At 64.0% G+C, this 24,036-nt stretch carries 15 protein-coding genes; 4 read left to right on the top strand and 11 right to left on the bottom strand.

Features of this window, described 5'->3' with window-relative positions; genetic code table 11:
- The first annotated feature begins 85 nt into the window (after nucleotides 1-85).
- Entirely contained in the window at nucleotides 86-1,513 is a 1,428-nt protein-coding gene (locus ABIC75_RS08505; protein ID WP_354013410.1) for an amidase, read from the top strand.
- A gap of 174 nt (nucleotides 1,514-1,687) precedes the next feature.
- On the opposite strand, the gene ABIC75_RS08500 is transcribed toward ABIC75_RS08505, so the two are convergent.
- From ABIC75_RS08500 to ABIC75_RS08470, 7 genes are all read right to left on the bottom strand, one after another.
- Nucleotides 1,688-2,524, bottom strand: coding sequence for a sulfotransferase family protein (locus ABIC75_RS08500; RefSeq protein WP_354013409.1), 837 nt, complete (start codon nucleotides 2,522-2,524; stop codon nucleotides 1,688-1,690).
- Between the two features lie 48 nt (nucleotides 2,525-2,572).
- A complete protein-coding gene (locus tag ABIC75_RS08495; RefSeq protein ID WP_354013408.1) occupies nucleotides 2,573-3,580 on the bottom strand; it encodes a LacI family DNA-binding transcriptional regulator in 1,008 nt (335 codons plus the stop codon).
- Nucleotides 3,581-3,596: 16 nt separating this feature from the next.
- Nucleotides 3,597-6,263 (bottom strand): glycoside hydrolase family 2 protein, encoded by a 2,667-nt coding sequence (locus tag ABIC75_RS08490; protein WP_354013407.1) that lies wholly within the window; start codon nucleotides 6,261-6,263, stop codon nucleotides 3,597-3,599.
- 46 nt (nucleotides 6,264-6,309) lie between these two features.
- A complete protein-coding gene (locus ABIC75_RS08485) occupies nucleotides 6,310-7,698 on the bottom strand; it encodes an APC family permease (RefSeq protein WP_354013406.1) in 1,389 nt (462 codons plus the stop codon).
- Between the two features lie 200 nt (nucleotides 7,699-7,898).
- Nucleotides 7,899-11,096, bottom strand: coding sequence for a TonB-dependent receptor (locus ABIC75_RS08480; protein ID WP_354013405.1), 3,198 nt, complete (start codon nucleotides 11,094-11,096; stop codon nucleotides 7,899-7,901).
- A 195-nt stretch (nucleotides 11,097-11,291) separates the two neighbouring features.
- The gene (locus ABIC75_RS08475) at nucleotides 11,292-13,628 is read right to left on the bottom strand and encodes a beta-N-acetylhexosaminidase (protein ID WP_354013404.1); all 2,337 of its coding nucleotides are present in this window, start codon (nucleotides 13,626-13,628) and stop codon (nucleotides 11,292-11,294) included.
- The gene (locus ABIC75_RS08470) at nucleotides 13,625-14,629 is read right to left on the bottom strand and encodes a glucokinase (protein WP_354013403.1); all 1,005 of its coding nucleotides are present in this window, start codon (nucleotides 14,627-14,629) and stop codon (nucleotides 13,625-13,627) included. Before ABIC75_RS08470 ends, ABIC75_RS08475 begins: the two co-directional genes overlap by 4 nt.
- 373 nt (nucleotides 14,630-15,002) lie before the next feature.
- On the opposite strand from ABIC75_RS08470, the gene ABIC75_RS08465 reads away from it, so the two are divergent.
- A complete protein-coding gene (locus ABIC75_RS08465) occupies nucleotides 15,003-16,730 on the top strand; it encodes an aspartyl protease family protein (protein ID WP_354013402.1) in 1,728 nt (575 codons plus the stop codon).
- A gap of 37 nt (nucleotides 16,731-16,767) precedes the next feature.
- Here the strand turns inward: ABIC75_RS08465 and ABIC75_RS08460 are convergent, their stop codons facing one another.
- The 3 genes from ABIC75_RS08460 to ABIC75_RS08450 form a co-directional block, all read right to left on the bottom strand.
- Nucleotides 16,768-18,315 (bottom strand): glycoside hydrolase family 30 protein, encoded by a 1,548-nt coding sequence (locus ABIC75_RS08460; protein WP_354013401.1) that lies wholly within the window; start codon nucleotides 18,313-18,315, stop codon nucleotides 16,768-16,770.
- A 466-nt stretch (nucleotides 18,316-18,781) separates the two neighbouring features.
- Complete coding sequence (locus tag ABIC75_RS08455) at nucleotides 18,782-19,858, bottom strand: LysR family transcriptional regulator (protein ID WP_354013400.1); 1,077 nt, start codon at nucleotides 19,856-19,858, stop codon at nucleotides 18,782-18,784.
- 150 nt (nucleotides 19,859-20,008) lie between these two features.
- Nucleotides 20,009-20,593, bottom strand: a complete 585-nt coding sequence (locus tag ABIC75_RS08450) for a TMEM175 family protein (protein WP_354013399.1) — start codon at nucleotides 20,591-20,593, stop codon at nucleotides 20,009-20,011.
- 283 nt (nucleotides 20,594-20,876) lie between these two features.
- Between ABIC75_RS08450 and ABIC75_RS08445 the strand changes: the two genes are divergently transcribed.
- Entirely contained in the window at nucleotides 20,877-21,641 is a 765-nt protein-coding gene (locus ABIC75_RS08445) for an SDR family oxidoreductase (RefSeq protein ID WP_354013398.1), read from the top strand.
- Between the two features lie 51 nt (nucleotides 21,642-21,692).
- Here ABIC75_RS08445 and ABIC75_RS08440 read toward each other — a convergent pair whose 3' ends face one another.
- Nucleotides 21,693-22,595, bottom strand: a complete 903-nt coding sequence (locus ABIC75_RS08440) for an RNA polymerase sigma-70 factor (RefSeq protein ID WP_354013397.1) — start codon at nucleotides 22,593-22,595, stop codon at nucleotides 21,693-21,695.
- A 497-nt stretch (nucleotides 22,596-23,092) separates the two neighbouring features.
- Here ABIC75_RS08440 and ABIC75_RS08435 point away from each other — a divergent pair, with 497 nt between their 5' ends.
- On the top strand, nucleotides 23,093-23,983 hold the full coding sequence (locus ABIC75_RS08435) for a hypothetical protein (RefSeq protein WP_354013396.1): 891 nt from the start codon (nucleotides 23,093-23,095) through the stop codon (nucleotides 23,981-23,983).
- The last annotated feature ends 53 nt before the right edge of the window (nucleotides 23,984-24,036 follow it).

The following is a 24,036-nucleotide window of genomic DNA, read 5'->3' as shown; positions in this document are numbered from 1 at the left end:
GATGCTTATCCTTCAACCTAACAAGCGTTAGGTAGGCCGGCTCCCGAGCTTGTTAACCCCTCTCCAATATGTCGAGATCCCTGTCATGAGCACCGCACTTGTCTACCAAGACGCAACCAAACTCGCCGAGCTGATCCGTACCAAGGAAGTTTCACCGGTGGAGGTCGTGCAAGCGCACCTTGACCGCATCCACCTGACCAATCCCAAGATCAACGCCATTGTCACTGTCGCCGACGACGCGCTGAAAGCCGCCAAAGTGGCAGAAGCTGCTGTCCTGGCCGGTGAAAAGCTGGGCCCCTTGCATGGCGTCCCCTTTACGGCGAAGGACTCCTTCGACACGGCTGGCGTACTCACCCAACTGGGCTCGCCGATCTTCAAAGGCCGCGTTCCTGACACGGATGCAACCGGCATTGCACGTATGAAGAAGGCGGGCGGCATTCTTCTTGCCAAGACCAATCTTCCCGAATTCTCCTACTGGATCGAGAGCGACAACTTGCTCTCGGGCCGCACGTTGAATCCCTGGAACCTTGATCGCACTCCCGGTGGGTCCAGTGGCGGCGAGTCGGCCGCCATCGCGGCGGGCATGTCGCCGATTGGTCTGGCGACGGACGTTGCCATCTCCGTGCGAGGCCCGGCTGCGTTGACCGGCGTCATCGGTCTCAAGGCAACGCATGGCCGTATCCCGATGACTGGCGTCTGGCCGCGCGTGCCGCGTCGTTTCTGGCATGCGGGCCCGATGGCGCGCTCCATACGCGATATCGCACTCGCCTATGCACTCCTGGCGGGTCCGGACGGCGCCGACGGGTTCTCCACCAGCCCGCTCAGCCTGGACGCCGGCATTGGCGTCGTACCGAACCGACCGATCCGCGTCGGCTGGCTGGTGGAGCCAGGCTTTGGGGCGATCGACAACGATGTGGCCGCGACGGTGAGGGCCGCTGCCGAGGCACTGAAGAGCGCGGGAGTGATCGTCGAGGAGGTGCGCATCCCTGTGCTGGAGCAGATCAACGCGCTCGAAGTCCTGTGGAAGCTACAGGCCATGGAGACCAAGCCCGCTTTCAGGAAGGCAACGGCCGGGCACGAAGACCTGATCTACAAGCATGTGCAAGGCGTGTTCGACACACCTGACACGTCGATCGAAGACTTTGTCATGGCCGAACAGCAGATCGAGACGATGCGTGACGGCTTCGCCCAGTACTTTGCCCGCTACGATGCGCTGCTTTGTCCCGTGACGCCGGTGCCGGCGCATGCTCACGACGCGGCGGAGTTCGTCATCAATGGCCAGACGGTGTCTTCGCTGCACGTGATGGATGCGACCGCGCCGCTGAGCGTCACCGGGTTGCCGGGCCTATCGATGCGCTTTGGCACGAGCAGGGATGGCCTGCCGATCGGCGTGCAGCTGGTGTCGCCCTGGTTTGCGGAATCGACGATTCTTCACCTTGGCTCGCTGCTGGAAAGTCTGAGCCCGGTGCGTGACCTTCACCCCACGCTCGCCAACATGGGCATCCAGTCGTAACGTTGTGTTCTGTCGTCAACAGGCCGAGTCAGCGATGGCTCGGCCTGGTCATGGGAAGAATCGCAGCTCGAGCATAGTTGAAGCATCCGATTTTCGACTGCGACTTCAACCGGTCAATGCAAGACGCTATAGCCGCTGCAAGCGGCCTTTCGTTTCCCCGACGATGTCCAAGCCTTAGACGATGGTCACCTGGTTGATGTTGTTCTTGGGATCCATCCAGAACGCCTCGTTCGCGAAGCGACCGAACACCTCGCGCGGCAGGATGGGTTGGCGTTCGACGGCTTCCACCTTCGCCCGGACGGAATGCAGGCCGGGCATGCCGACGCGTGCATCGAACTCGTCCGCGTTGTATTCGATGTGGTCGAAATCGTGCTCGAACCAGGGTTCGCCGAGGAATTGGTATACCGCGCGCACAGCGGTGGCGGGGTCGCGCACGAGGCTTTCGTAGGTCAGCATCAGCAGGTGTTCTTGCGCGTCCTGGCCGTAGAAGGCTTCCTTGGTGGCTTGATAGGCGAAGCCCACCATGCCGCGCGGATCGGTCAACGCCTCGATGCGCGAATACACGGTGGTGTTGGTGTCGAAGCGGAACACCTTGCTCACGCTCAGCGGCTGCTTGCGCACCAGGCGCTCCATGCTGTCCAGCACCCAGGCCAGCTGGCGCACGCACGCAATGACTTTGACGCCGGGGAACAGCGCGTTGAGCAACTGCATGCGGCTGCACCACAGTCGGCTGGTGTCGAAGACCACGTTGGCGCCGGCATCGACCGAATAGAAGTTCTCCACCAGCCCGCGCAACAGCGCGACGCGCTGCTCGTCGGAAACGTCGAACGAGAAATCGTTCTTGCTGCTCGCTTCGGCCATCACCACGCCCATGATGTCGGCCAGCGGGCTGGTCATGCCGGCGCGGAAGCGCGGATTCTGGTTGAGGATGGCGGCCAACAGCGTGGTGCCGGCGCGCGGCAGCCCGGAGATGAAATGAAACGTCCGCGGCGGGTGGCTGGCGTCTGGCATCTGGCGTTCCTCTCGATCGATGGCGTGGGCTGTTGGATGGTGCCAGATTCAGGGCGCGGGAGCGGTCGATGCGCGCATGCGCATCTCGTAGCCGACTTCGACCATGCTGGCTTCTCCCTTGCCCAGCACGCGTAGCAGCAGCTCTTCGGTGGCGCGCTTGCCCATGTCGCGTACGGGTTGGTGAACAGTGGTCAGCAACGGCCACACTTGCGTAGCGATGGTGGTGTCGTCGAAGCCGCAAATGGACATCTCGCGGGGAACCGATACGCCCGCCTCTGCCGCCGCCCAGATGGCGCCGACGGCCATGTCGTCGTCGGCTGCGAAAATGGCGGTAGGGCGGTTCTTGAGCGCAAGCAGCCTGCGAGCGGCAGCCACGCCGGACTCGAACGAGAACTGCCCCTGCACCATGTACGCCGGGTTTTCCTTCAGCCCTGCGCGCTGCAAACCATCGCGGTAACCGGCGAGGCGCCAGATGCCCGCGCCATGCTTGGGGTCGCCAAGGATGTGCGCGATGCGACGATGGCCCAGCGATACCAGGTGTTCCACCATCGCGGCGGCGGCTTCGCGTTCGCGCAGCATCACGCCGATGCAGCCCTTGGGTTGGCGTGGTGCGATGGAGGCGAACGGAAGGTCGTTCTCGCGCAGGTGTTTGAGCAGCTTCGCGTGGTCGGTGATGGGCGGCGTGAGGATCAACCCGTCGGGCTGGTGCCGCGAGAGGATGCTCTCCACGCGCTCCACGAAATCCGGCGCCGTCGACACCAGCGGCTGCACCATCATGCTGTATTGCTTTGCCTCGCACGCCTCCAGCACGCCAGCCTGCACTTCCATGATGTAGCTCGGCGACAGGTTGTCGTAGAGCAGGCCGATCATGAAGGAGCGGTTGGTGGCCAGGCTGCGCGCCGAGGTGAGCGGCCGGTAGTTGAGCTTCGCCACGGCGGCAAGCACGCGTTCGCGTACTTCGTCGCGCACGTTCGGCTCGTTGTTCAGCACGCGCGAGACGGTCTTCTTCGAGGTGTCCGACGCGCGGGCGACATCGTTGATGGTCACACGCGACATGGAAGCCTCTGCGTCTTCAATGATGGGTTTCCTGCGCGGCAGCCGGAATGCTTTGGGTCATGACGTTCCACCCACTCACTTCGACGACGGGATCGGCGGTTCCCTGCGCTGCGTATCGCGCGGTCAGGACCATCGATTCACCGGGCCAGAGCGTGATGTCATTGTCATTCCACCGAATCGGCAGCGCAAGATCGCCCTGCGCGCCGCGACGGATCGAGACGTGCTGGAACAGCGCCACGGTGTTGGACGTTGCCGGTACCGATAGCGTGACCGTGGTGACGTTGTCGTCGCCGTCGCGTGTCGTGGAGGCATGGACTTCGCTGGTCGCTGCCGGCAAGGACTTCAACGCGGTCAGGTCGGCATATTGCGTCAACGGCGTCAGGTACCAGTTCGACTTCGGCCAGTCGAGCACGTCCTGTCGCGTGGACAGCCAATAGACGTTGCGGCTCACCGGCTTGCCATCGGCCGAGGTGAGATCGAGCTCGATGAAGTAGGCACTGCTCAGGTTGGCGATGGATGGCAGCGTAGCCAGCGCCTTCGTGCGGTTGCCGGCGAGGTCGATGCCCTGCAGGTGCTTCTCGTAACGCACGCTGCCATCGAGATTGCGCACGCGGATGTTCGCCTGCAGGCCATGCGCATCGTTAAGCGCGTGGTTCACCAGCACGATGTCGCGCGAGTCATACGAATACTGGATATGCACCAGCTCGTTGGCTTTCTTCGCGCCGAAGTACGCGCCCGCGGGATTCATGAAGTAGTCGTACAAATGCCAGTGCAACGACGGCCACGCGTTGTTGAGCATCCAGTAGATGACGCCGGTCGCCGGCTTGGCCGCATCCATGCGCGCGTTGAATGCCTCGAACTGTGCCCGCACGTTGTCGTAGTTGTCGAGCTGGGCCTTGGCGACATAGTCGGCGAGGCTGGTGGGTGCGCCGTAGCGCTGCGCCAGCGCGTGGTCGAATGGCGTGAGCACCGCGAACTCGGACCAGTCGGCGGACGCGTGATATTGCCTGGCGTCCGGGTACTTCCACAGCGCTTCCTGGTCGCGCGGCGACAGCATGCGTTGCACGTCTTCCAGTCGCGGAATGTCGGCGCCTGCACTCACTTCCGAATCGAAGCCGAACGCGCCGCCCAACTTGTCGGCGTACCAATAGCTGGGCGGAATCCAATCGTACGGACCGGCCATCTTCATGCCGGAGGGGCCGGCTTCCGCGGTGCCCTGGTCGACCGCCGCGGAGATGACGGGTAACGACCAATCCTCGGCCCGCAGCGTGTCGCTATACATTTTGGCGATGGGCGGCGGCGGTGCGTTGTCGCTGCCGATGTAGAAGCCGATCACGGAAGGGTGGTTGCGCAGCAAACGCGCTTCGCTCGCCATGGAGTTCTCCGCGACCTTCATGTCGGCCGCCGTCCACGGCGAACCGCCGGTCTTGGCGGCGGATTCCCATTTGTCGCAACACTCCCAGCCCGGCAGCACCATGATGCCGTTGCGGTCGGCGAGGTCGTAGAAGCGCTGGTTTTCCAGCTTGCCTTCGCTGCGGATGGTATTGAGGCCGAGGTTCACCACGTAACTGAACTCAGCTTCCATGCGGGCCGGGTCGTCGCGCAGGAACATGTCCGGCGCCCAGCCGCCGCCGCGGATCAACACCGGTTTCCCGTTGATGAAGAACTGGCGATAACCCTGCTTGGTCAGGCTCGAGGTGACGCTGCGTATGCCGAACGTTGCCTTGGCACGGTCGGAGGTGGCGCCATCGACCGCGGCCGTCATCTCAAGCGCATACAGCGGATGATCGCCCATGCCGAGTGGCCACCAGACCTTCGGATGATCCAGTGCGAGACCCGGCGTTGTCGCGGGCGAAAACGACACGACCTGCGTCTGGCCGGGCGCGAGGTGCACGGTCTGCTGCAGGGGAACATCGGCCACGGTGCCCGCGATGATTGCGTCATGCGCCACGGTGTCGAGATTCTTCGCGGTGACCTTCACGGTCAGCGTGGCGTGCGAGAGATCGGGCAGCGACAGGGTCGACGCCACGTGCGGAAAGCTCAGCGCGATGGGGCCGGTCTGCACGATGTCCACGCCACGCCAGGGGCCCATGTCGTTGTCCGGCGGCGTGGGATTCCAGTCCACCCAGCCAATCGACAGGCTCTGTCTTGGATCGGCCGGATAAATCTGCATGGCCAGAATGTTGGCGCCCGCGTGCACCCAGCGCGTGACGTCAAACTCGTAGACGGGATAGGCGCCGGCCACATCGGCGTGGTCCGCAACCTGATGCCCGTTCACCCACACATCGGCGCTGGCGATCAGGCCGTTGGCGCGCAGCAGCGTGCGCTTGCCGCCGGCATCCTTCGCCAGCGTGAACTCGGTGCGGTACCACCACGGCGTCACGAACAGATTGCCGCTGGCTTCCGGCACCTGCACCGCGCGCAGGTTGTCGCTGTAGAACACGTCGTTCTTGAGCGCGTGGTTTTCCAGCAGGCCGGCCATGACGGTGGCGCGACCACTCACCGGATACCAGCCCTTGGTGGCGTAGCCCGTGGCGGAAATTTCCGCGCCACCTTGCTGTGCCTTGGCGCTGTCCTGCATTTGCCAGTGGTCGATGGCGGTGACGGTGCCTGCGACAGCAGCTACCTGTGTAGGAGCGTAGGTCGTCTGGGCGTTTGCCAGCGATGCGGCTGACATCGTCATCGCGACCATCGCCCGAAGCGCGTGCCTGGTTGGCTTTTGCATGGCGTTACGGTTTCCCAAGATAGGTTTCGCGTATTTCAACGGGCGCAAACGGCCAGGACTGGTTGAGCCTGGCCCAGATCGCAAACACCACCAGGCCAGCCACGATCCACACGCCGGAGAGGACCAGCGACAGCGTGGAAGCCGACACGTACACGTAGATCCATCCCAGCAGTGCGATCACGCAGGGCACGGGATAAAGCCATTGCTTGTAGGGGCGCTCAAGATTCGGCTGGCGCTGGCGCAACACGATCAGCGCGGCGATCTGCGCAATCGACTGCACGATGATGGTGGCGGCCAGCAGCATGTTGATGACTTCGCTCAGGTCGAAGAACGTGCCGATGGCAGTCACCACGCCCATCGTCAGCAGCGCCACGTGAGGAAAACCGTGTCGGGCGTGCAGGCGCGCGAACACAGAGAGGAATACCTTGTCCTGTGCAGCCTGGAACGGCACGCGCGAGCCGCCCAGCAGGCCGGTGAACACGGAAGCGAAGGCGGTGACGATGATCAGCACGGTCATCACGGCGGCGGCCAGATGCCCCCAGCTGCGTTCCACCACCAGCGATGCCACCGACTTGGACTGGGCGATTTCCTGCCACGGCGCCACGCCAAGCACGCTGATGTTGAGCAGCAGGTAGACCACCATCATCGCGATCACCGAGATGATGATGGAGCGCGGCATGGTGCGTCCCGGATCGCGCAACTCATCACCGATGTAGGCCGTGGTGTTGTAGCCCAGATAATCGTAGATGCCGATGATCAGCCCCGCACCCAGACCTACGAAGAAGTGGCCGCCAAACGTGTCGGCGGGGAAATCAAACGCGTAGCGCGCATGGAAGTGTGAGAAACCCGCCGCCGCCACGCCGACGATGGACACCAGCATGATCACCCACAACGCAATGGTGATCGCACGAACCGATTCGATGCGGCGATACAGTAGCCACGTGACGACGGCCGTGGCCGCCACGCCGATGAGATGCATCGGCCACCAGCCCAGGTTGGGGAAGAAGAACTGCAGATATTCCACCATGCCGATGATGCCGGTGGACATCAGCAGCGGAATGGCCAGCAGCATCGTCCAGATGAACAGGAACGGCATCAGCTTGCCGGTGCGGTACTGGAACGCTTCGCGCAGGTAGACATAGGTTCCACCGGAACCCGGCATGGCCGCGCCGAGTTCGGCCCATACCAGGCCATCGGCCATCGCCAGGATGGCGCCGGCGATCCAGCCAATGATCGCCTGCGGCCCGCCCATTGCCGCGACCATGATGGGAATGGTGATGAACGGGCCGATGCCGCACATCTGCGTCATGTTGATCGCCGTACCCGAGAACACGCCGATGGAGCGATGGAAGGCGTTGTCGCGGGTGGGCGCAGGTGCGTTGGATTCTTGCATGCGTTTGGCTTTTGCTCGTTGTGGGCTGGATCGTGAAGCTAGGTTGAAACGCTGTTTACCAACTCCCTCACCGTCATCCCTGCGCAGGCGGGGATCCAGTGCCTTTATTCGCTACTGGAGGCGCTGGATTCCCGCCTGCGCGGGAATGACGGTAAGGGGCTTCGAACGCTCCCGCTAGACCAGGCGTCTGGCCCAACGACTCACCACTGACCTCGCACACCCAACATGAACATGCGTTCGGAGAAGGTGGAATGGCCAGGCTGGTCGGGCCACACCAAGTAGTACTTCTGATACTCGTTGGTGAGGTTGGTGCCGTCCAGGAACACCTCGGCGTACTTGTTGAACTTGTACGAGATTGACGCATCGAGATACTTCTGCGGCGCTTCGTACATCTCCAGGCCGGTGATGCCGCCCACGCTGTCCATCACGGCGCGCCGCGAGCGATAGTTGTACGCCACGCGTGCCTGGAAGTGGTCGTCCTGATACCAGAGGATGAGGTTGCCGGACTTGGTCGAGTTGTCCTGGAACGGAATCTTCTTGCCGGCCAGATCCGTTTCACCAGAGTTGCTCGGTGCATACGTGCCGTTGATTTCCATGCCCGTCTTGGAGAGGAAGCCCGGCAGGAAGGTGAAGCCCTGGCGGTAATCGAGCTCGGCGCCATGGATGCTGTTGCCGGTGCCCTGCACGGGCTGGGTGATCACGATGCAGTGATCGCGCACCACGCCATCCTCGTCGGGCAACGTACAGTTGGTCACGCTGCCGTTCTTGATGAAGCTGTCCACATTGATGCGGAACAGCGCCAGGCTGAGCATGCTGGATGCGTTGATGTAGTACTCGGCCGAGGCACCGAAGTTCGTGGAGCGCCATGGGTTGAGGTTCGGGTTGCCCGTCGAGGTGCCGTTGGATACGCGGAAGATCGGCCCGTCAGGCGTTTCCGCCAGCGAGTAGTTGAGCTGAAGACCACCGCCCCAGGTGCTGAGGTCCAGCGGCATCATGTTCTTGGAGTAGGCCAGGCGCACCTTGAAGTTGTCGGTGACGTCCAGCGCGAAGTTGGCCGATGGCAGCACATCCTGGTAGCTGCGCTTGGTCACCGCCGTGCCCACGTCTTCTGGTTCATCGCCGTAGGCGCCCGGATCGCCGCTGAGATGCTGGGTCACATCGAGGTTGGTGTGGATCAGGCGCACGCCGACGTTGCCGCTGAATGGCATGTCCCACAGGGTGCCGTTGAAATCGCCCTGCAGGTAGCCCGTCAGCTCCTTCAGGCGCACGGCCCAGGTGGTGCCGGGCTCGGCCACCTGCTGGGTGCCCGGATAGAGCGAGTTCCAGAAAGCGATGGGGTTGACCATCGCGTTGGGGTCGATGGCCCAGAAGTTGATGCCCGAGCCCAGCAGGTTGTTGTACGGCTTGAAGTTGCTCGACAACGGCGAGGCCGTGTTGGGCATCGATATGGCCGACAGCGGACCGGCGCGGAAATAACCCTGGTCGTTGCCGGCCGTACACGAGCCGCTGTTCAACACCACGTCGGCGCCGACGTAGCGCACCAGGCATCCGGCGGGATCGCTGGCGCCGATGCCCGCGTAGACCGGCGCCTCCAGCGTCCAGCCTTCGTTGTCGGCGCTGCGGATGCTGTTGCGTATGCCGAATTCCAGTTTGAAGCCGTCCTGGAAATCGTATTTGCCGTCGAAGCGCAAGGCATTGAGCGCGACCTTTCGGTCGTAATCGCCCGACGATTCCAGCGTCTTCATCGTCCAGTCGGCCGGGTTGGCGAAGTTGGAAGCCAGCGACGACGGCACATCGACCTTGAGGTAGCGACCGTTGAAGTTGGCGATGATCGGTATCGTGTTCTGTGGAATGCCGTTGGCGTTGAACACGCGGTTGCCGCCCAGCTGCGCGGGATACACCATGGTGCCAGGCGGCACGGAATCGGGGTCCACGCCGTCCATCAGCACGTTGGGCCACAGCGCGCCATCGGAATCGGAAATGTTGACATCCGATTCCTGGTACGACTGCGATGCCGTGTCGCGGATACCGCGCACGCTCGCCGTGAACGGGCCGCCGTTGTCGTAATCCAGTTGCAGGTTGAGGTTTCTTGCAACGGAACTCTTCTGGATGATCTGCGAATAGGACTCCACGTCGCCGGGCCACTTTTCGTACTGCTGCGTGGTGTAGTACTGCGACCCTTCCCAGCCCGGCTCCGGCGTGCCGTAAGAACCCAGCGCGGGCGCCCCGGTGTTGCGCGACTGCAGCGGAACGTACGTGGCACCCTGCCAGTTGGTGGAGTTGAACTGGATGCCGACGTTGCGGTCGTACTCGCGCTGCGACGAATAGAAGTAATCCGCGGTGCCGGTGAAGCCGCTGCCGAAGTCGAACTGGAACGACGCGTTGCCCGACTTGCGCTTGCGCTGCGTGATGATGTCGTTGAGGCCGATGTCCTGGCTGCCCATGAACACGCCGTTGGACTTCCCGTCGCCGTTCACGTCCACGCTGCCGTCGGCGTTCTGCACGATCTTCGACGGAATCGGTGCGCCGTTCCACGGCGTGAGGAAGCCGTTGTAGCCACCGGCACTGGCGGCGTTCTCGCCGTTGAGCACGACGCCGTACTGGTCCAGGCCCTCTGTGGCGTTCATGCGGCGCGTGTTGGAGAAGTCGCCGGAAATCAGCAGGCCCCAGTGACCTTCGTCGTTGTACGAAATGAGGCCGTTGGCCTCAGGTCCCGTGTGCTGGGTGGTGCTGCCGCGCTCGCCGTTGGCCGAATAGCTGTACGTGAAGCCGCTAGGAAGATCCCACGGCCGGTACGTGTGCAGATCGATGGCGCCGCTGATGCCGCCGTCGGTGGTGCTGGCCATCGGGGACTTGATCACGTCCACGCCGTGGAACAGCGTGGAAGGCAGCATGGTGAAGTCGGGCTGCTGCGAGTCGATCTGGTCGGCGGTGATGAATACTTCGCCATTCAACATGGTGCCGACCTGCGGCAGGCCGCGCACGTCCACCGAGGTGCCCACGCCCGCGTCGCGATTGATCTGCACGCCGGTGACGCGTTGCAGCGAGTCGGTGATAGTGGTGTCGGGCAGGGCGCCGATGCTCTCTGCCGTAATGCTGTCCTGGATGTTCGCGGCGTCGCGTTTCACGTCGATCGCACGCATCTGAGATGCGCGTACACCGGTGACGGCCACGGTCGACAGCGTCACCGCGTTTTTCTCGCCGTCGCTTCCGTCGGCTTTCTTGGTGTCGGCCTTCTTGGCATCAGGAGACGGAGGCGGCACGGCTTGTGCCGTCGTGGCCTGGCCGTCGGCCTGCATATCGACGAAGGTCGACGCGGCCGCTGACGTCGACACGATGGCGAACAGCGACACGGTGATGGCAAATGACAATGGATGCTTGCGAAGTACGGTGGACATGGGCTTTGACCTCGTTGGTGTTGCCTGTCGAACCTCTGGTGCTTCGTGGAATTGCAGAAAACGCATGCCGCCGGCGGTGCATGCGGGCTCGCACGCCGTCGTGACGCCATCTCTCTCGTTGTCCCCAACTTTGGCTACACGAACCAAAGCCACTTGCTCGGTACGGCCGCGCAGGACCCCCGTCCCGCGTATCGCTTACTTCGAAAACACCATTCGCGCCAGCGCCCACTGTCCTTCGCGTGGGTCGCCGGTGGCGAACACACACAGGTTGCGAACGCCGTCCCCCGACGGCATGGCCACCTTTGCATCAAGTCGCATCTGACCCGTTGCCTGCATCGCGCTGTCCAGCGGCAAGCGCGCAAGCAGCGGTCCCGTGCAGGTGTCGGCATGAATCTCGAACTCGCCAGCCGCGCCCGTCTTGCGGTGCACGACGGCGTCCTTGGCCTCATCGCCAAAGCGCCAGGTCAGGCGCTCGACTGTCAGCTCGACATGCGTGACGCCATTCAACGCGGCTCGTGGCCACAGCCAGCACATGTTGCCGATATCGACGGAGTAGACCGGCTTCGGCCCCTGCGCCGGGCGGGCACCTTCGAGGCGCGAGCCTGGCTGTTTGGAGCACGTGGCCAGCGCGCTGCTGTCGCGGCTCAGCAAGGTGGATGCATCCAACACCTGCGTGCGCGGCGCGGCCAGTTCGAAACCGTCCGGCGCGAACGTGGCGGCGCGCAGGGTCGTGTTGCCTGGCAGCGTGAATGGCTTGGCATACGGCGTGGATTGATCGCCCGGCTTGGAGCCATCCGTGGTGTAACGAATCTTGCCGAAGTCCACCTGGTTGGACAGCTCGATGCGGAAGGCGCCCTTGGCTGCCGCCGCGACATGGAACACGGGCGCAAACGCACTGTCGGCATAGCCGATGCCGAGTGCGCGGTAGCGCGCCAGTTCCGTCGGCATGCGTTGCAGGAAATCGTTCCAGTGGCGAGCGCTTGCGGGCGACCAGCCAAGTTCGGCCAGCGCGGCGATGCGCGGGAATACCGCATGCTGATCGTGCGCAAAGGTCGGCATCTGTTCGGCCCAGAGGCCGGCCTGCACACCGATGATGCGTTTGGCGTCGGCCGCGCTCGCACCCTTGGGAATCACCACCGTGTCATAGGCCTGCCGAAGCGTGGCGGCAGGCGACGGTCCCTGCCATTCGTCGGGCAGGTCGGACTGGAAGTGATCGAAGTACAGCGATTCCTGCGGCGTCATCACCACGTCGTGGCCTTGCTTGAGGGCCGCCAGCGCCACGCGTTCGTCGTGGTCGCCATGCCAGGACATCACCACTTGCGATGCCGGCAACGTCGCGCCCTCGGCGATTTCGTCATCCCAGCCCACGGGTGTGCGGCCGTGCTCGACGAGGTGCGCTGCGACCTGGCTCATGAACCAGCCTTGCAGCTGATCCATGTTTGCCAGGCCCAGCTTGCGCATCTGCGCCTGCACCTCGGGCGAGGCATTCCATTGCTGCTTGTCGGCCTCGTCGCCGCCGATGGAGATGTAGCGCGAGGGGAACAGCTGCATCACTTCGTCGAGCACGTCATCGACGAACTGCAAGGTCTTTTCGTTGGGATTGAGCAGCCACGGGCTGACGCCCCAATCCGTCCACACGGCCGGGCGCTTGCCGGTGACGCCCAACCACGGATACGCGGCGATGGCCGCCTGCGAATGTCCGGGCAGGTCGATCTCCGGCACCACATCCACATAGCGTTCCGCGGCATAGCGCACGATCTCGCGCGCATCCGCTTCGCTGTAGTGGCCGCAATAGGGTTGCTCGGCAGAGCCGGTGAGTTCGGCGTCGAGGCCTACGGCCTTGCGACAGGCGCCGATGGTCGTGAGTTCGGGATACTTGGGAATCTCCAGGCGCCAGCCCTGGTCTTCGGTGAGGTGCCAGAGCAGCACGTTGAGCTTGTTGGCCGACATCCAGTCGATCAGCTGCTTGATCTCGGCCACGCTCTGGTAGTGACGTCCCGAGTCGAGCAGCAAGGCGCGCCATGCGAAGCGCGGGTGGTCCTCGATCACGCCGTAGGCGACCTTGACCGGCGCGCCGCGCGTCCATCCGGCCGGCGTCAGCAATTGCCACGCGGTGACGCTGCCGTAGAACGCACCGCGTGGCGTGCGCGCGGTGACGAGGATGCCGCCCTCGTTCACCGTGATGCGATAGCCGGCGTCGTCGGCGATATCGGCCTTCGCATCCACATCGAAGGTGATGGCAGGATGCGCGGCGTCCGTGGTCACCACGCGCAGATGCAAGCCATTGGTGTCGGCCACGCGTTGCGCGAATCGTTCCGCGATGGATTGCACCTGTTGAATATCCGCGCCGTGCACGAGGATCACGCCCCCATCGGCGATGTCCATCGCACCCGATGGGGCAGGGCTGAGCCTTGCCGGCTGCGGCAGCAACGACCATGGCGCGGTGGCGGGTGCTGCGGTGGCGACGCCCGCGACCGCCAGCCACGCAATGCCTGCGCATCGGAACCATGTCGACGGCGCGAACCGCTTCATGGGTTCGCCCCACGTGCGGCGGCAGGTTGCGGTGCGCTGCCGTGCCTGAGGTACCAACGAGCCGCGCCCTGCACGCCGTGGTGGCCGTGCTCGGTGACCCATACCGGTATCTGCAAAAGCAGTGCACGCGCGCTGCGCCCGTGCAGGAATCGCTGCTCGAAAGCGCTGCGCTTGAGCAATTCGAAGATGGAGGAGAGGAAGCCGCCGGCCAGATACACGCCACCCGTGGCCATGAAGGCCATGGCGAGATTGCCGGTGAAGCTGCCCAGCGAGCTGCAGAAAATCTCCACCGCTTCCACTGCCTGCGCATCGCTGCGAGCGACGGCTGCCGTGGTGATGGCTTCCGGCGTCGCCAGTCTCGGTGTCTCGCCTTGCAGCCCGCACAGCGCCACGTACGCCGCCAGCAGGCCCGGGCCTGACACGATGTGTTCGAACGGTACGTAGCCGCCTTCCGGCGCCATGCGCGCAAGCACCTCGCGGTCGCGCACCGAATGGGGGGCGAAATCCATCTGGCCGGCTTCGGTGGCCATCACGAAGCCGCCGTCAGGGCCGGGCACGTGCACTGACGCGCCAAGGCCCGTACCCGGCCCGATCACCAGGGCTGGGCCTTTGGTGTGCGCGTTCGGCCCGCACAGGTGGCGACCGTCTTCCGCGAGCGGGCCATCGAGCGCATAGGCCAGCGCTTCGAAGTCGTTGAGTACGGCAACGTCCTCCAGGCCAAGCGCGTCGCGCAGTTGCGTGAGGTGAATGGGCCAGGCGAGGTTGTCGTTCACCACCTCGTCGCCCATGATCTGGCCCGCGCAGGCGAGCACGCAGTGCTTCACCGGGGCCTTCACTTCCTCGTCCACAAAGGCGCGCAGCAGCTCCGACAGTGCCGGGAACGCCGCGCACGCGAACACGCGATAGGCCAGCGTCTCCACGCCGTCGTGGGACGCGCGCATCAACGCCACACGCCCGTGCGTGCCGCCAATATCGGCTGCCAGAAACGGTATCGCCGTCATCCCCGCCACTCGATTCGAATGGTTGTGTGCCACATCCAACGTGCCCCCGCCGTGGATCCGTCATCAGCGTGTAACGACATTGACACCGGTGTCAAGTGGTGGCGCACCATGGCCGAAATGGCCCCCCAGGGTGGGGCTCGTCGATGGTCTGCGTGGGACGAGGTGTACGCGATAGACGCGCTGTGCATGCGCCACCATCCGCCGGATTCGTTCCGACGGAAGCCAGAGAGACCCGCGACGTGTGAACGAATACGATGGACGTCCGTTTCCGATTCAATGCGGTTGCTCATCGTCGCAAGTACATGCGTCGGCCACGACGAACAGGGGGATGGTGATGGGAATGCTGCGGTATGGCTGTCTCGGCATAGCTGTCTTGCTCGCTGGCCAGGCCTGGGCCGACGAATGCCATCTGGCGAGTTACGGCACCTTGCCGGTGGAAATGGTGGGCAGTCGCGCCACCACCTGGGTGAAGATCAATGGAACCCGCACGCGCTTCATCCTGGACACCGGCGCGTTCTTCAACTTCATGTCCAACGCCAACGCGGCGTCGTTGGGGCTCAAGCTCGAGCCCGCGCCCTTTGGGTATCGCATGACCGGCATTGGCGGTTCGACGAACATCCAGCAGGCGCACGTCAAGGAATTCGGCATACTCGACACCACGTTCAAGAACGTCGATTTCATCGTGGGCGGCACTGACGCGGGCGATGGATTGCTGGGCGCCAACCTGCTCGACCTGGCTGACCTGGAGCTCGATCTGGCGCATGGCAAGGTCACGCTGTTCAAGGCGGAACACTGCGACAAGACCTCGCTCGCCTATTGGGTGAAGGACGGCCAATACAACATGGCCGACATCGAGCCCACCAACAACCCTTACGACCGACGTACGTTCTTCAACGTGGTCATCAATGGCACGAAGGTGCGGGCGCTGCTCGATTCCGGCGCCGTGGCCACGCTGCTCAGTCGCGGCGCCGCCGAACGTGCAGGCATCGATCTGAACGCATCGAACGTCAAGGCGGGCGGCAGCAGCCATGGCGTGGGCGCGAAGTCGCTCAAAACATGGACGGTGAGCATCGATTCCTTCTCGGTAGGATCGGAAACGATCCAGCACAGCCAGATGCAGGTGATCGACGGAAGGATCGGCGACGACACCGACATGTTGCTTGGCGTGGATTTTCTCCTCGCCCACCGCATGTTCATCGCCAACGGCAAGAAGAAGGCCTATTTCACCTATAACGGCGGGCGCGTGTTCACCTATGCGCAAGCGCCCGACGACGGCGCTGCACACGATGGCGATCACGCCGTGGCGGACAACGGTGAAGCGCCAAAGACCGCTGGCGACTACGCCTTGCTGGGTCAGGCGCACCTGTCGCGCGGTGAATCGAAGGCGGCCATGGCCGACCTGGACGAAGCGATCCGCATGGCGCCCGATCAAGCCGCCTACTACGCCACGCGTGCAGCGGCGCGTTCGGCAGACCAGCAGCCTGACGCCGCGCTCGCTGATCTGGACAAGGCCTTGAGCCTCGATCCCAGGAACTTCGATGCGTTGCGTATGCGCGCCGAACTTCGCTTCACGCGCAAGGACGTCGCCGGCGCGGCATCGGATGCGGCTGCCGCTGGCGCGGTGGCGCCGGCGGGCTCGTCGCGCGCGCGTGACATCGCCGCGCTCTACATCCGGCTCGGCCAACCTGCAGCGGCACTGCCGATACTCGACGAGTGGATTCGCCTGCACGGCGATGACGCCCTGCTTGGCGCGGCACTCAACGAGCGCTGCTGGGCGCGTGGGCTGAGCAATCAGATGCTGGACGACGCCTTGAAGGATTGCCGCAAGGCCATCCGGCGCGACGGCGCCAATGCGGCCTATCTCGACAGCCTCGGCATGGTCGAGTTGCGACTGGCGCATTATCCCGAGTCGATCAAGGCATACACGCAGGCCGTGACGATCAGTCCCCGTTCCGCATGGGCACACTACGGCCTTGGCCTGGCAAAAATCCGCAGTGGGCAGGCGGACGCGGGGAAAGCCGACCTGGTTACCGCGCGCACGCTCGATCCGCAGATCGAGGCGCGGGCCGCCAAGTTTGGCCTGACCACGCCGGAACCCTGAGCCGCCTGCGTCCTGGCGATGCGCGCAGGCGCACGGCTTATCGCCGCGTGCCCTGCAACCACTCGAGGACGCGTTGCGTCCACATGTCGGCGGGATTCAGATTCCATACGAAGGTGGCCACGCTGCGTGGCGGCATGGTGTAGTCGAATCGCGTCTGGCCTTCTGCCACCGAGACGGCGCGTGCTTCCGTGTTGCTGTTCACCATCACCAGCACAATCGAGCCGTCGGACGCATTGCGGAAGGCCACATTGTCGAGGCCCTTGTCGGTGGCGGTGGAATTCACCCGCACCGCGCCGGGCAGCACGAATCGGCTGAAGTGCGCCAATGCGTAGTATTCGTCGTTGCGGCTCACCGCGCCCGTCTTCGAATCGATGGTGACCACGCCCTTGCACAGTTCGCAGCCGCCGAAATGCGGGCCGTGGTTCTCGTCGAGCACCAGGTTCCAGTAGATCACGCCACGCGCCCACTGCCGGATGCCGGTGACCAGCAGGTCGCGCGAAAACCAGATCAATTCGCCCTTGAGGGCTGACGCCCAATCGCCGCCGGAACACTCGGTGATATAGGCGTCCTTTTGCGGAAAGGCGCGATGGACGCGGCCTTGGTTGAACGGATTGCCTTCATAGCAATGCCAGGCCACGCCATCGATGTAGCGCGAAGCATCGGCGTCGCCCAGCACGCTCAGCGGCTGCTCGGGCTGGTTCCAGTTGTGATCCCATTCCAGGATGCGCGTGGCCGGCGTGCGATTGGCCAGCCTCGGCCCGAGATATCGCCCGACGATGCGCGCCCGCGTGGCCGAGGGCATTTCCATGCCCGGGTAGGTCACCGGCACGAAGCCGGGCTCGTTCTGCAGGGTCAGCGCAAAGATGGGGATGCCATAGCCGCGCATGGTGTCGAGGTATTTGACGAGATAGTCGACATACGTGTTTTCGTACTGCTCCAGCAACTCGCCGCCAATCAGGTTCTCGCTGCTCTTCATCCACGCCGGCGCACTCCAGGGCGTGGCCACGATGAGCAGCCCCGGATCGATGGCGAGCACTTCGCGCACCACCGGTATCACGTCCTGCAGATTGGAAGTGACGTTGAAGTGCTCCAGCGCGGGATCGGTCTGGCCGGGCGGCACATCGTCCAGCGTGTACGGCTTCAACGAGAAATCGGAGGCGCCGATGGTCATGCGCATCATGTTGAAGTTGAGGTTGGGTGGCGGGCCGTACAACTCCTGCAGCAAGGCGGTGCGCTGCCGCTGGCTGAGCTTGTTCTGGAGCAACCACGCCGAGGAATCGGTCATCGCCGCGCCGAAGCCGTCCATGGTCTGGTAGGTTTTCTGGACGTCGACCACCACATCGGCAGGCGCCGTTCCGCGGGCGCTCATTTGGATGTCGGGCTGCGGCGCCAACTTGAGGCGGCGATCCGCCGTGCTCAGCCACAGCGCCACGGCGGGCATGATCGGTCGCGTCGAGGTCACGGTCTTGACCGCCGGCGGCGCATGCCTGAAGCGCGGCGCAAAAAGCGCGGCCAGGGTAGTCAGCGTGATCAAAGCGATGAAGGCGGCGGCCGCCCAGCTGGATTCCGACTTGCGCTCATCCATGGCGCGCAAAAAGCCCATCGCTCACAGGGTGGTTCAATTGGATCACGAAGCTCCCAGGCCTCCACATTGAAACAAGGGCGGGGTCGACGTTCGAACCAACGCCGGGTTCGTGGCCTGCAAACCCCGGGCAAACCCGACACCGCGCTCGCAGCATACCAATCTCACGCGGCTTTGACTGTGGAAACCATCGACGCGCGCGGTGGCCGAGCCGAACGTGCATGCAAGGAAGCAGCGTAGAACGCCGGGAACGCCAAATTCTTGCGCTGCGGCACAACCTGCACGCAGTGCATGGACATCACGCGCAAGAACTGCCAAAGGTGGTGCGGCCCGCGGACCAGCGCTTTGCTTGATCGAAACCGGCCGCCGCGATGATCGCGGTCGCCATCACCACCCGACGACTCAGCATGGCGACCGTGCTTGCGACGTCACTGCGTGCGCGCGGGCTCGCCGTGCTGCCTGCGATGCATCAATCCACGCGCTCTTGCAGCGTTGGAAGGGCGATCTGTCGGTGCGCTTGTGCGGGCCGATGATGGGCGGCGCCGATGGGCTGCGCATCGGCTGGCGAAGGATCTCGCACGACCTGCCAATCCATCGCGCGTATCGCGTCGGTCATGTAGTCGATGAACGCGCGCACTCGTGTCGGCAACTGCTGCCGGCTGAGATAGCACAGGTAATGGCCGCGATCATCGGGCGCATAGGGCGTGAGGCAGGACACCAGTGTTCCCTCGCGCAGGTGTTCGCCCGCCTGGTAGCCGGCCAGCTGGGCGATGCCCGTGCCATCGAGCACGCTCTGCAGTACGAGCTCCGCATCGTTGAAGGTGCACAGGGAGGGCGGCGCGAACTTGTGCTTCTGCCCACACACGCGGAATTCCCATTCGGCCACGCGGCCGGAGGCCGTGCGGAAGTTGATGCAGCGGTGCCCGGCAAGCTCATCGAGGTCGTGCGGCAGCCCATGCTTCTTCGCATAGGCGGGCGAGGCGCACACGAGCATTTGCATCGGCACCAGTCGCTTGGCCACGATCTGGCTGTCTTCCAGTTGCCCATCCCTGAAAGCCACATCAACGCGGTCGGTAGTGAAATCGGTCAGGCGGTCGTCCAGCAGCAGATCGATGGAAACGTCGGGATAGCGCGCACGAAAGCCGGCGAGCAGCGGGGCGACGATGCGGCGGCCGAAGCCCGCCGTCGCACTGATGCGCAGATGACCTCGAGGCGGGCCTTCGCGCAGTTCGCGCATGTCTTCCAGCGCCTGCACGATGCGCTGCACGCCGGGGTGGCAGTTCTCGTAGAACAGCTCGCCTTCGCGGGTGAGCGAGGTATTTCGCGTGGTGCGCAGGAACAGCCGCGCGTTGAGCTGGGCCTCGAGCTTCTGCACGCTGCGGCTCACGGCGGAACGGCCAATGCCGAGTCGATCGGCCGCGCGGGCGAAGCTGCCTTCCGATGCCACGGCAATGAAGGCGACAACGCCTGCATAACTGGCCGTAAAACTGGATGCGAGGGCATCGGCCGCATCGCCCTGGGGCTTGTCGTGAAGGGGAAGGTTCATTGCGTGGTGCCTCATCGAGTTCTGCCGGATGACGTGGCGGAGCCCGCATGGACGACCTGCGTGGTTCCACTCATACCTTCCAGTCGTATGAGGCGTGCCGGTTGTGACATCGGTCCCGGGCGACACCGCCGGCGAGCAGCGTGGCGTGGCCTAAGACCCCAGTTTTTGTTCGATGCGGCGATCCGGCACGAACCACAGTGCGGCGACGGCCGCGAACAGCACGCAGGAGACGATGGGGTAGCGAAAAGCGAAGGCCACGGCCACGGCCTCGATGGCGATGGAAGCCTTGGTTTTCCTGTCCGAGCCGAGCGCCTGGCGCAAGTCCGAGGTGGTTCCACCATTGGCGCTGATCAATGTCCGCGCCAGCAGCTCCCACGAGAGGGCGGTGAGCAGCAAGGTGACGCCATAGAAGATCGTCGGCACCGAGGCGGGGCGTGGCTGCGCATGATTGAGCCACGCGGTGGAGAAGGGGAACAACGACAGGCAGAACAGGAAGAACAGGTTCGCCCACATCACCTTCCCATTGATGCGCTTGATCAGCTGCAGCATGTGATGATGGTTGTTCCAGTAGATGCCCACGTAGATGAAGCTGAGGATGTAGCTGAGGAACACCGAGCCCTCCTCCAGCAACGATGGCCAGGTGGCCTCGCTCGGCACCTTGAGTTCCAGCACCATCACGGTGATCACCACGGCAATGACGCCGTCGGTGAATGCTTCCAGTCGTCCCTTTTCCATGGCTGTCTCCCGGGTGGGGCAGATCGCCCGCCTCATTGGCTGCGCGCGCGCCGGGCGATCCCTTCGTTGAAGCAAAGTCTTGAGCAGGCATGGCGAGGGGTCAACCGAAAGGCAGGCCGCCATTGGTGCGCCACTGGCAACTCGCTATGTCCTTCGTTGTATCTATGGAGGCAGCGAAACGAGGCATAAGATGCGACGGCAACAGGCTGCGGTACCGTCTCCGCGTTGGCCGCGCATCGCCATCGGACAGGCGTCGAGCGAGCATCGACTGTTGAGGTAAGTCATGAAAATCGTTGTGGTGGGCGGGCATGGACTGGTGGGCGGGAACATCGTCCGCCGGTTGAAGGCCGATGGCCACGATGTAAGCGCCGCGTCGCGCCGGACCGGCGTCGACATCGTCACCGGCGCGGGTCTGGACGATGCCCTGGCCGGCGCCGAGGTGCTGGTCGATGCGAGCAACTCGCCCGAACTCGAAGGCCCGGCGCCTTTCGAGTTCTTCAGCAAGGCCATCGACAACCTGCTCGCCGCTGAAGTCCGTGCCGGTGTGAAGCATCACGTGATGGTGTCGGTGGTTGGCACCGACCGGCTTGACGACAGCCCCTATTTTCGCGGGAAGGCCTTGCAGGAAGCGAGGATTCGGGCCTCGGGCCTGCCGTTCACCATCGTGCACGCCACGCAGTTCTACGAGTTCCTGCTGCAGATCGTGGAGCTGAGCGTGTATGAGCAGAGCTTGCGGCTCTCGCCCGCCTACATCCAGCCCGTGGCTTCCGCCGATGTTGCGGTGGCGATGGCGCAGCTGGCGGTGCAGCCGGCGCGGAACGCGGTGATCGAGATGGCTGGCCCCGACCGCGAGCGGCTTTCCGAACTCATCCAGCGATTCCTCACCGAGATCGAAGCGCCGTACGACGTGATCACCGATGCGAACGCTCCCTACTTTGGTGCGGTGCTGGCCGAGGATTCGCTGTTGCCGGGCGGCAACACGCATGTCTGCGCCATGGGGTTCGGCGCGTGGCTCAATCAATCGGAATACTGGGGCGCCAACTGGTAAGCGTGGCGTGCGTCATGGCTGAGCTGACAGCGGAGAAACACGGCCCAGGTATCAGGGCGGCGTGAGCAACGGCACGTCGAGCTGGGAGGCGATGCGCGCGAGTTTCGCCGGATTGCGCTGCACGCGCACGCGCGTGATGCGCTCGCCATCGGTTTCGATGGACTGCACCGACTCCAGCGCATCGTTGATGTAACGAAGCACCGCCAGTTGGCCATTGATCGACGCCAGCTCGATGCGCAGGCCGCTCCTGTAGCGCAGGTTGGAGGCATAGAACAGCTGCGCGATGCGCTGGCCGCCCACCATCGGCTTGGGAAAACTGGTGACCCTGCCGCCGCCGTCGCCCACCAGCTCCGCGTCCTCGACGAGCAGCGATTTGATCGCCTTGAACTCGCCCTTGCTCAGCGCCTCTGCAAAGCGCTGCACGATGCGCAAATGGGATTCTGGCGTCACCGTGTACCTGGGCTCGTCCTCGCGCAGCTGCGATTTCGCACGGTGCACGATCTGCCGCGTGGCGGCCTCGCTCTTGTTGAGTGCCTCGGCGACGTCGGCATAGCCCACATCGAACACCTCGCGCAGCAGGAATGCGGCGCGGGCTTCGGGCGAAAGCCGCTCAAGCAACGACAGCAGCGCCACCGATACCTCGCTGGAGCGCTCCTCGATCTGCTCGGGCGTCGGTGGACTTTCGGTAAGCACGGGTTCGGGCAGCCACATGCCCACGTAGTGTTCGCGACGAACCTTGAGCGCGCGCAGCCGGTCGATGGCGACACGCGTGGTGGCGGTGACCAGCCACGCCTCGAGGTTGTGGATCAGCGACTGCTCTGCGTGATGCAGGCGTAGCCAGACATCCTGCACCACGTCTTCGGCATCCGCGACCGAGCCCAGCATGCTGTATGCGATGCCCTGCAGGCGGGCGCGAAGTCGTTGGAAATTGGCGTTGACGTCGTTCACAGCCATGAGATGCCCGGCGTGCCTTGAGTGTCGTATTGGCGAGCTGTCTTCCCTGACGCCGCACAGGAGCGGTGGAGCCGACGTGCGGCACGGCCATCGTGGTCCTGGCCAGCGCGCGCTGAATTCCGTGGCAGCTCATCTTAGCCAACCACACGACTTCCGCCATAGCCTTGCAGCTGGCGAGACATTCAAGATGTGGCGTCGCGATGTCGATCCTGCAAGGCGGATATACCAAGGTGTCATGCCCACGGCGCGGCCGAACAGCAAAGACCGGACTGGTTCCTCCATGGAAACACGGTAGCGACCGCTGCGGATCTACCGCGCCATGCGCCGGGCGTTCACGATGTCACCCCGGCGGGCACGTGCCGGATGCATCGCGCACTTTTCACTGCGCATGGTGCACCATGACGAGCTGGCGCCGATGCTTCGACGAAATGCACGGATCGCCGCGAGTGTTCCCTCTGAGAGGGACTATGCGTTGGCTCGCTTACGGAGTGACGATCATGCGTCAGATTCACCGGATCCTCTTGCAGACCACCATCCCCTACGCGGAGGACGATTGGCATATCGGACGCTTCAGCCTGCTGCATCAATACCTGGCCGATCTGCGCGGTGATGACGGCTTGCCGTTGTTCGAGGTGACCGCGCGCGATCGCGATGCCCTGGGCGCGCCCGACAGCGTGCTCTCGCAACTGGATAGCTCGCCCTTCGATGAGTTGTGGCTGTTCGCCGTGGATACCGGCAATGGGCTAACGGACGACGATTGCGCGGCCATCGGGCGATTCCGCCAGCGCGGCGGTGGCATGCTGGTGACGCGTGACCACATGGATCTGGGCAGCTCGGTGTGCACCTTGGGCGGCGTGGGTGCGGCGCATTTCTTCCACAGCAAGCATCCCGATCCGGACCCCGCGCGTCGGCAGATCGACGATACCGTCACCACCAATATCTCGTGGCCCAACTATCACTCCGGCGCCAACGGTGACTTCCAGCGCATCGAGCCGAGCCTTCCCGTGCATCCGGTGTTGAACGATCCGCAGTCTGCCGATGGCATGATTCGGTTCCTGCCGGCGCATCCCCATGAAGGTGCGGTGGGCAAGCCCGAGCATGACGATACGGCGCGGGTGATCGCGACCGGCCGCAGCCAGGCCAGCGGTCGCGCGTTCAATCTCGCGGTCGCCTTCGAACCTTCCGCACATGGTGGGCCGGCGATTGCGCAGTCCACCTTCCACCATTTTGCCGACTACAACTGGGACCCCGCCAAGGGATCGCCCAGCTTCGTGAGCGAACGCCCCGGACATGCGCTCGCGGGTTCGCCGGAGGCCCAGCACTCGATCCGGCAGTACGTGAAGAACGTGGCGATGTGGTTGGCAGGGAGCACGGCCGCCGCATCCTGAAACATGTGCATGCGATCACCGGCAGCCCGCCGTTTCCGGCGAGCCAGGAGAAA

This window comes from Dyella japonica (assembly GCF_040545895.1).
In the GTDB taxonomy this organism is placed as follows: domain Bacteria; phylum Pseudomonadota; class Gammaproteobacteria; order Xanthomonadales; family Rhodanobacteraceae; genus Dyella; species Dyella japonica_D.
Note: the sequence above shows the minus strand (reverse complement) of the source record. Positions and strands in the feature narration are given on the sequence as shown.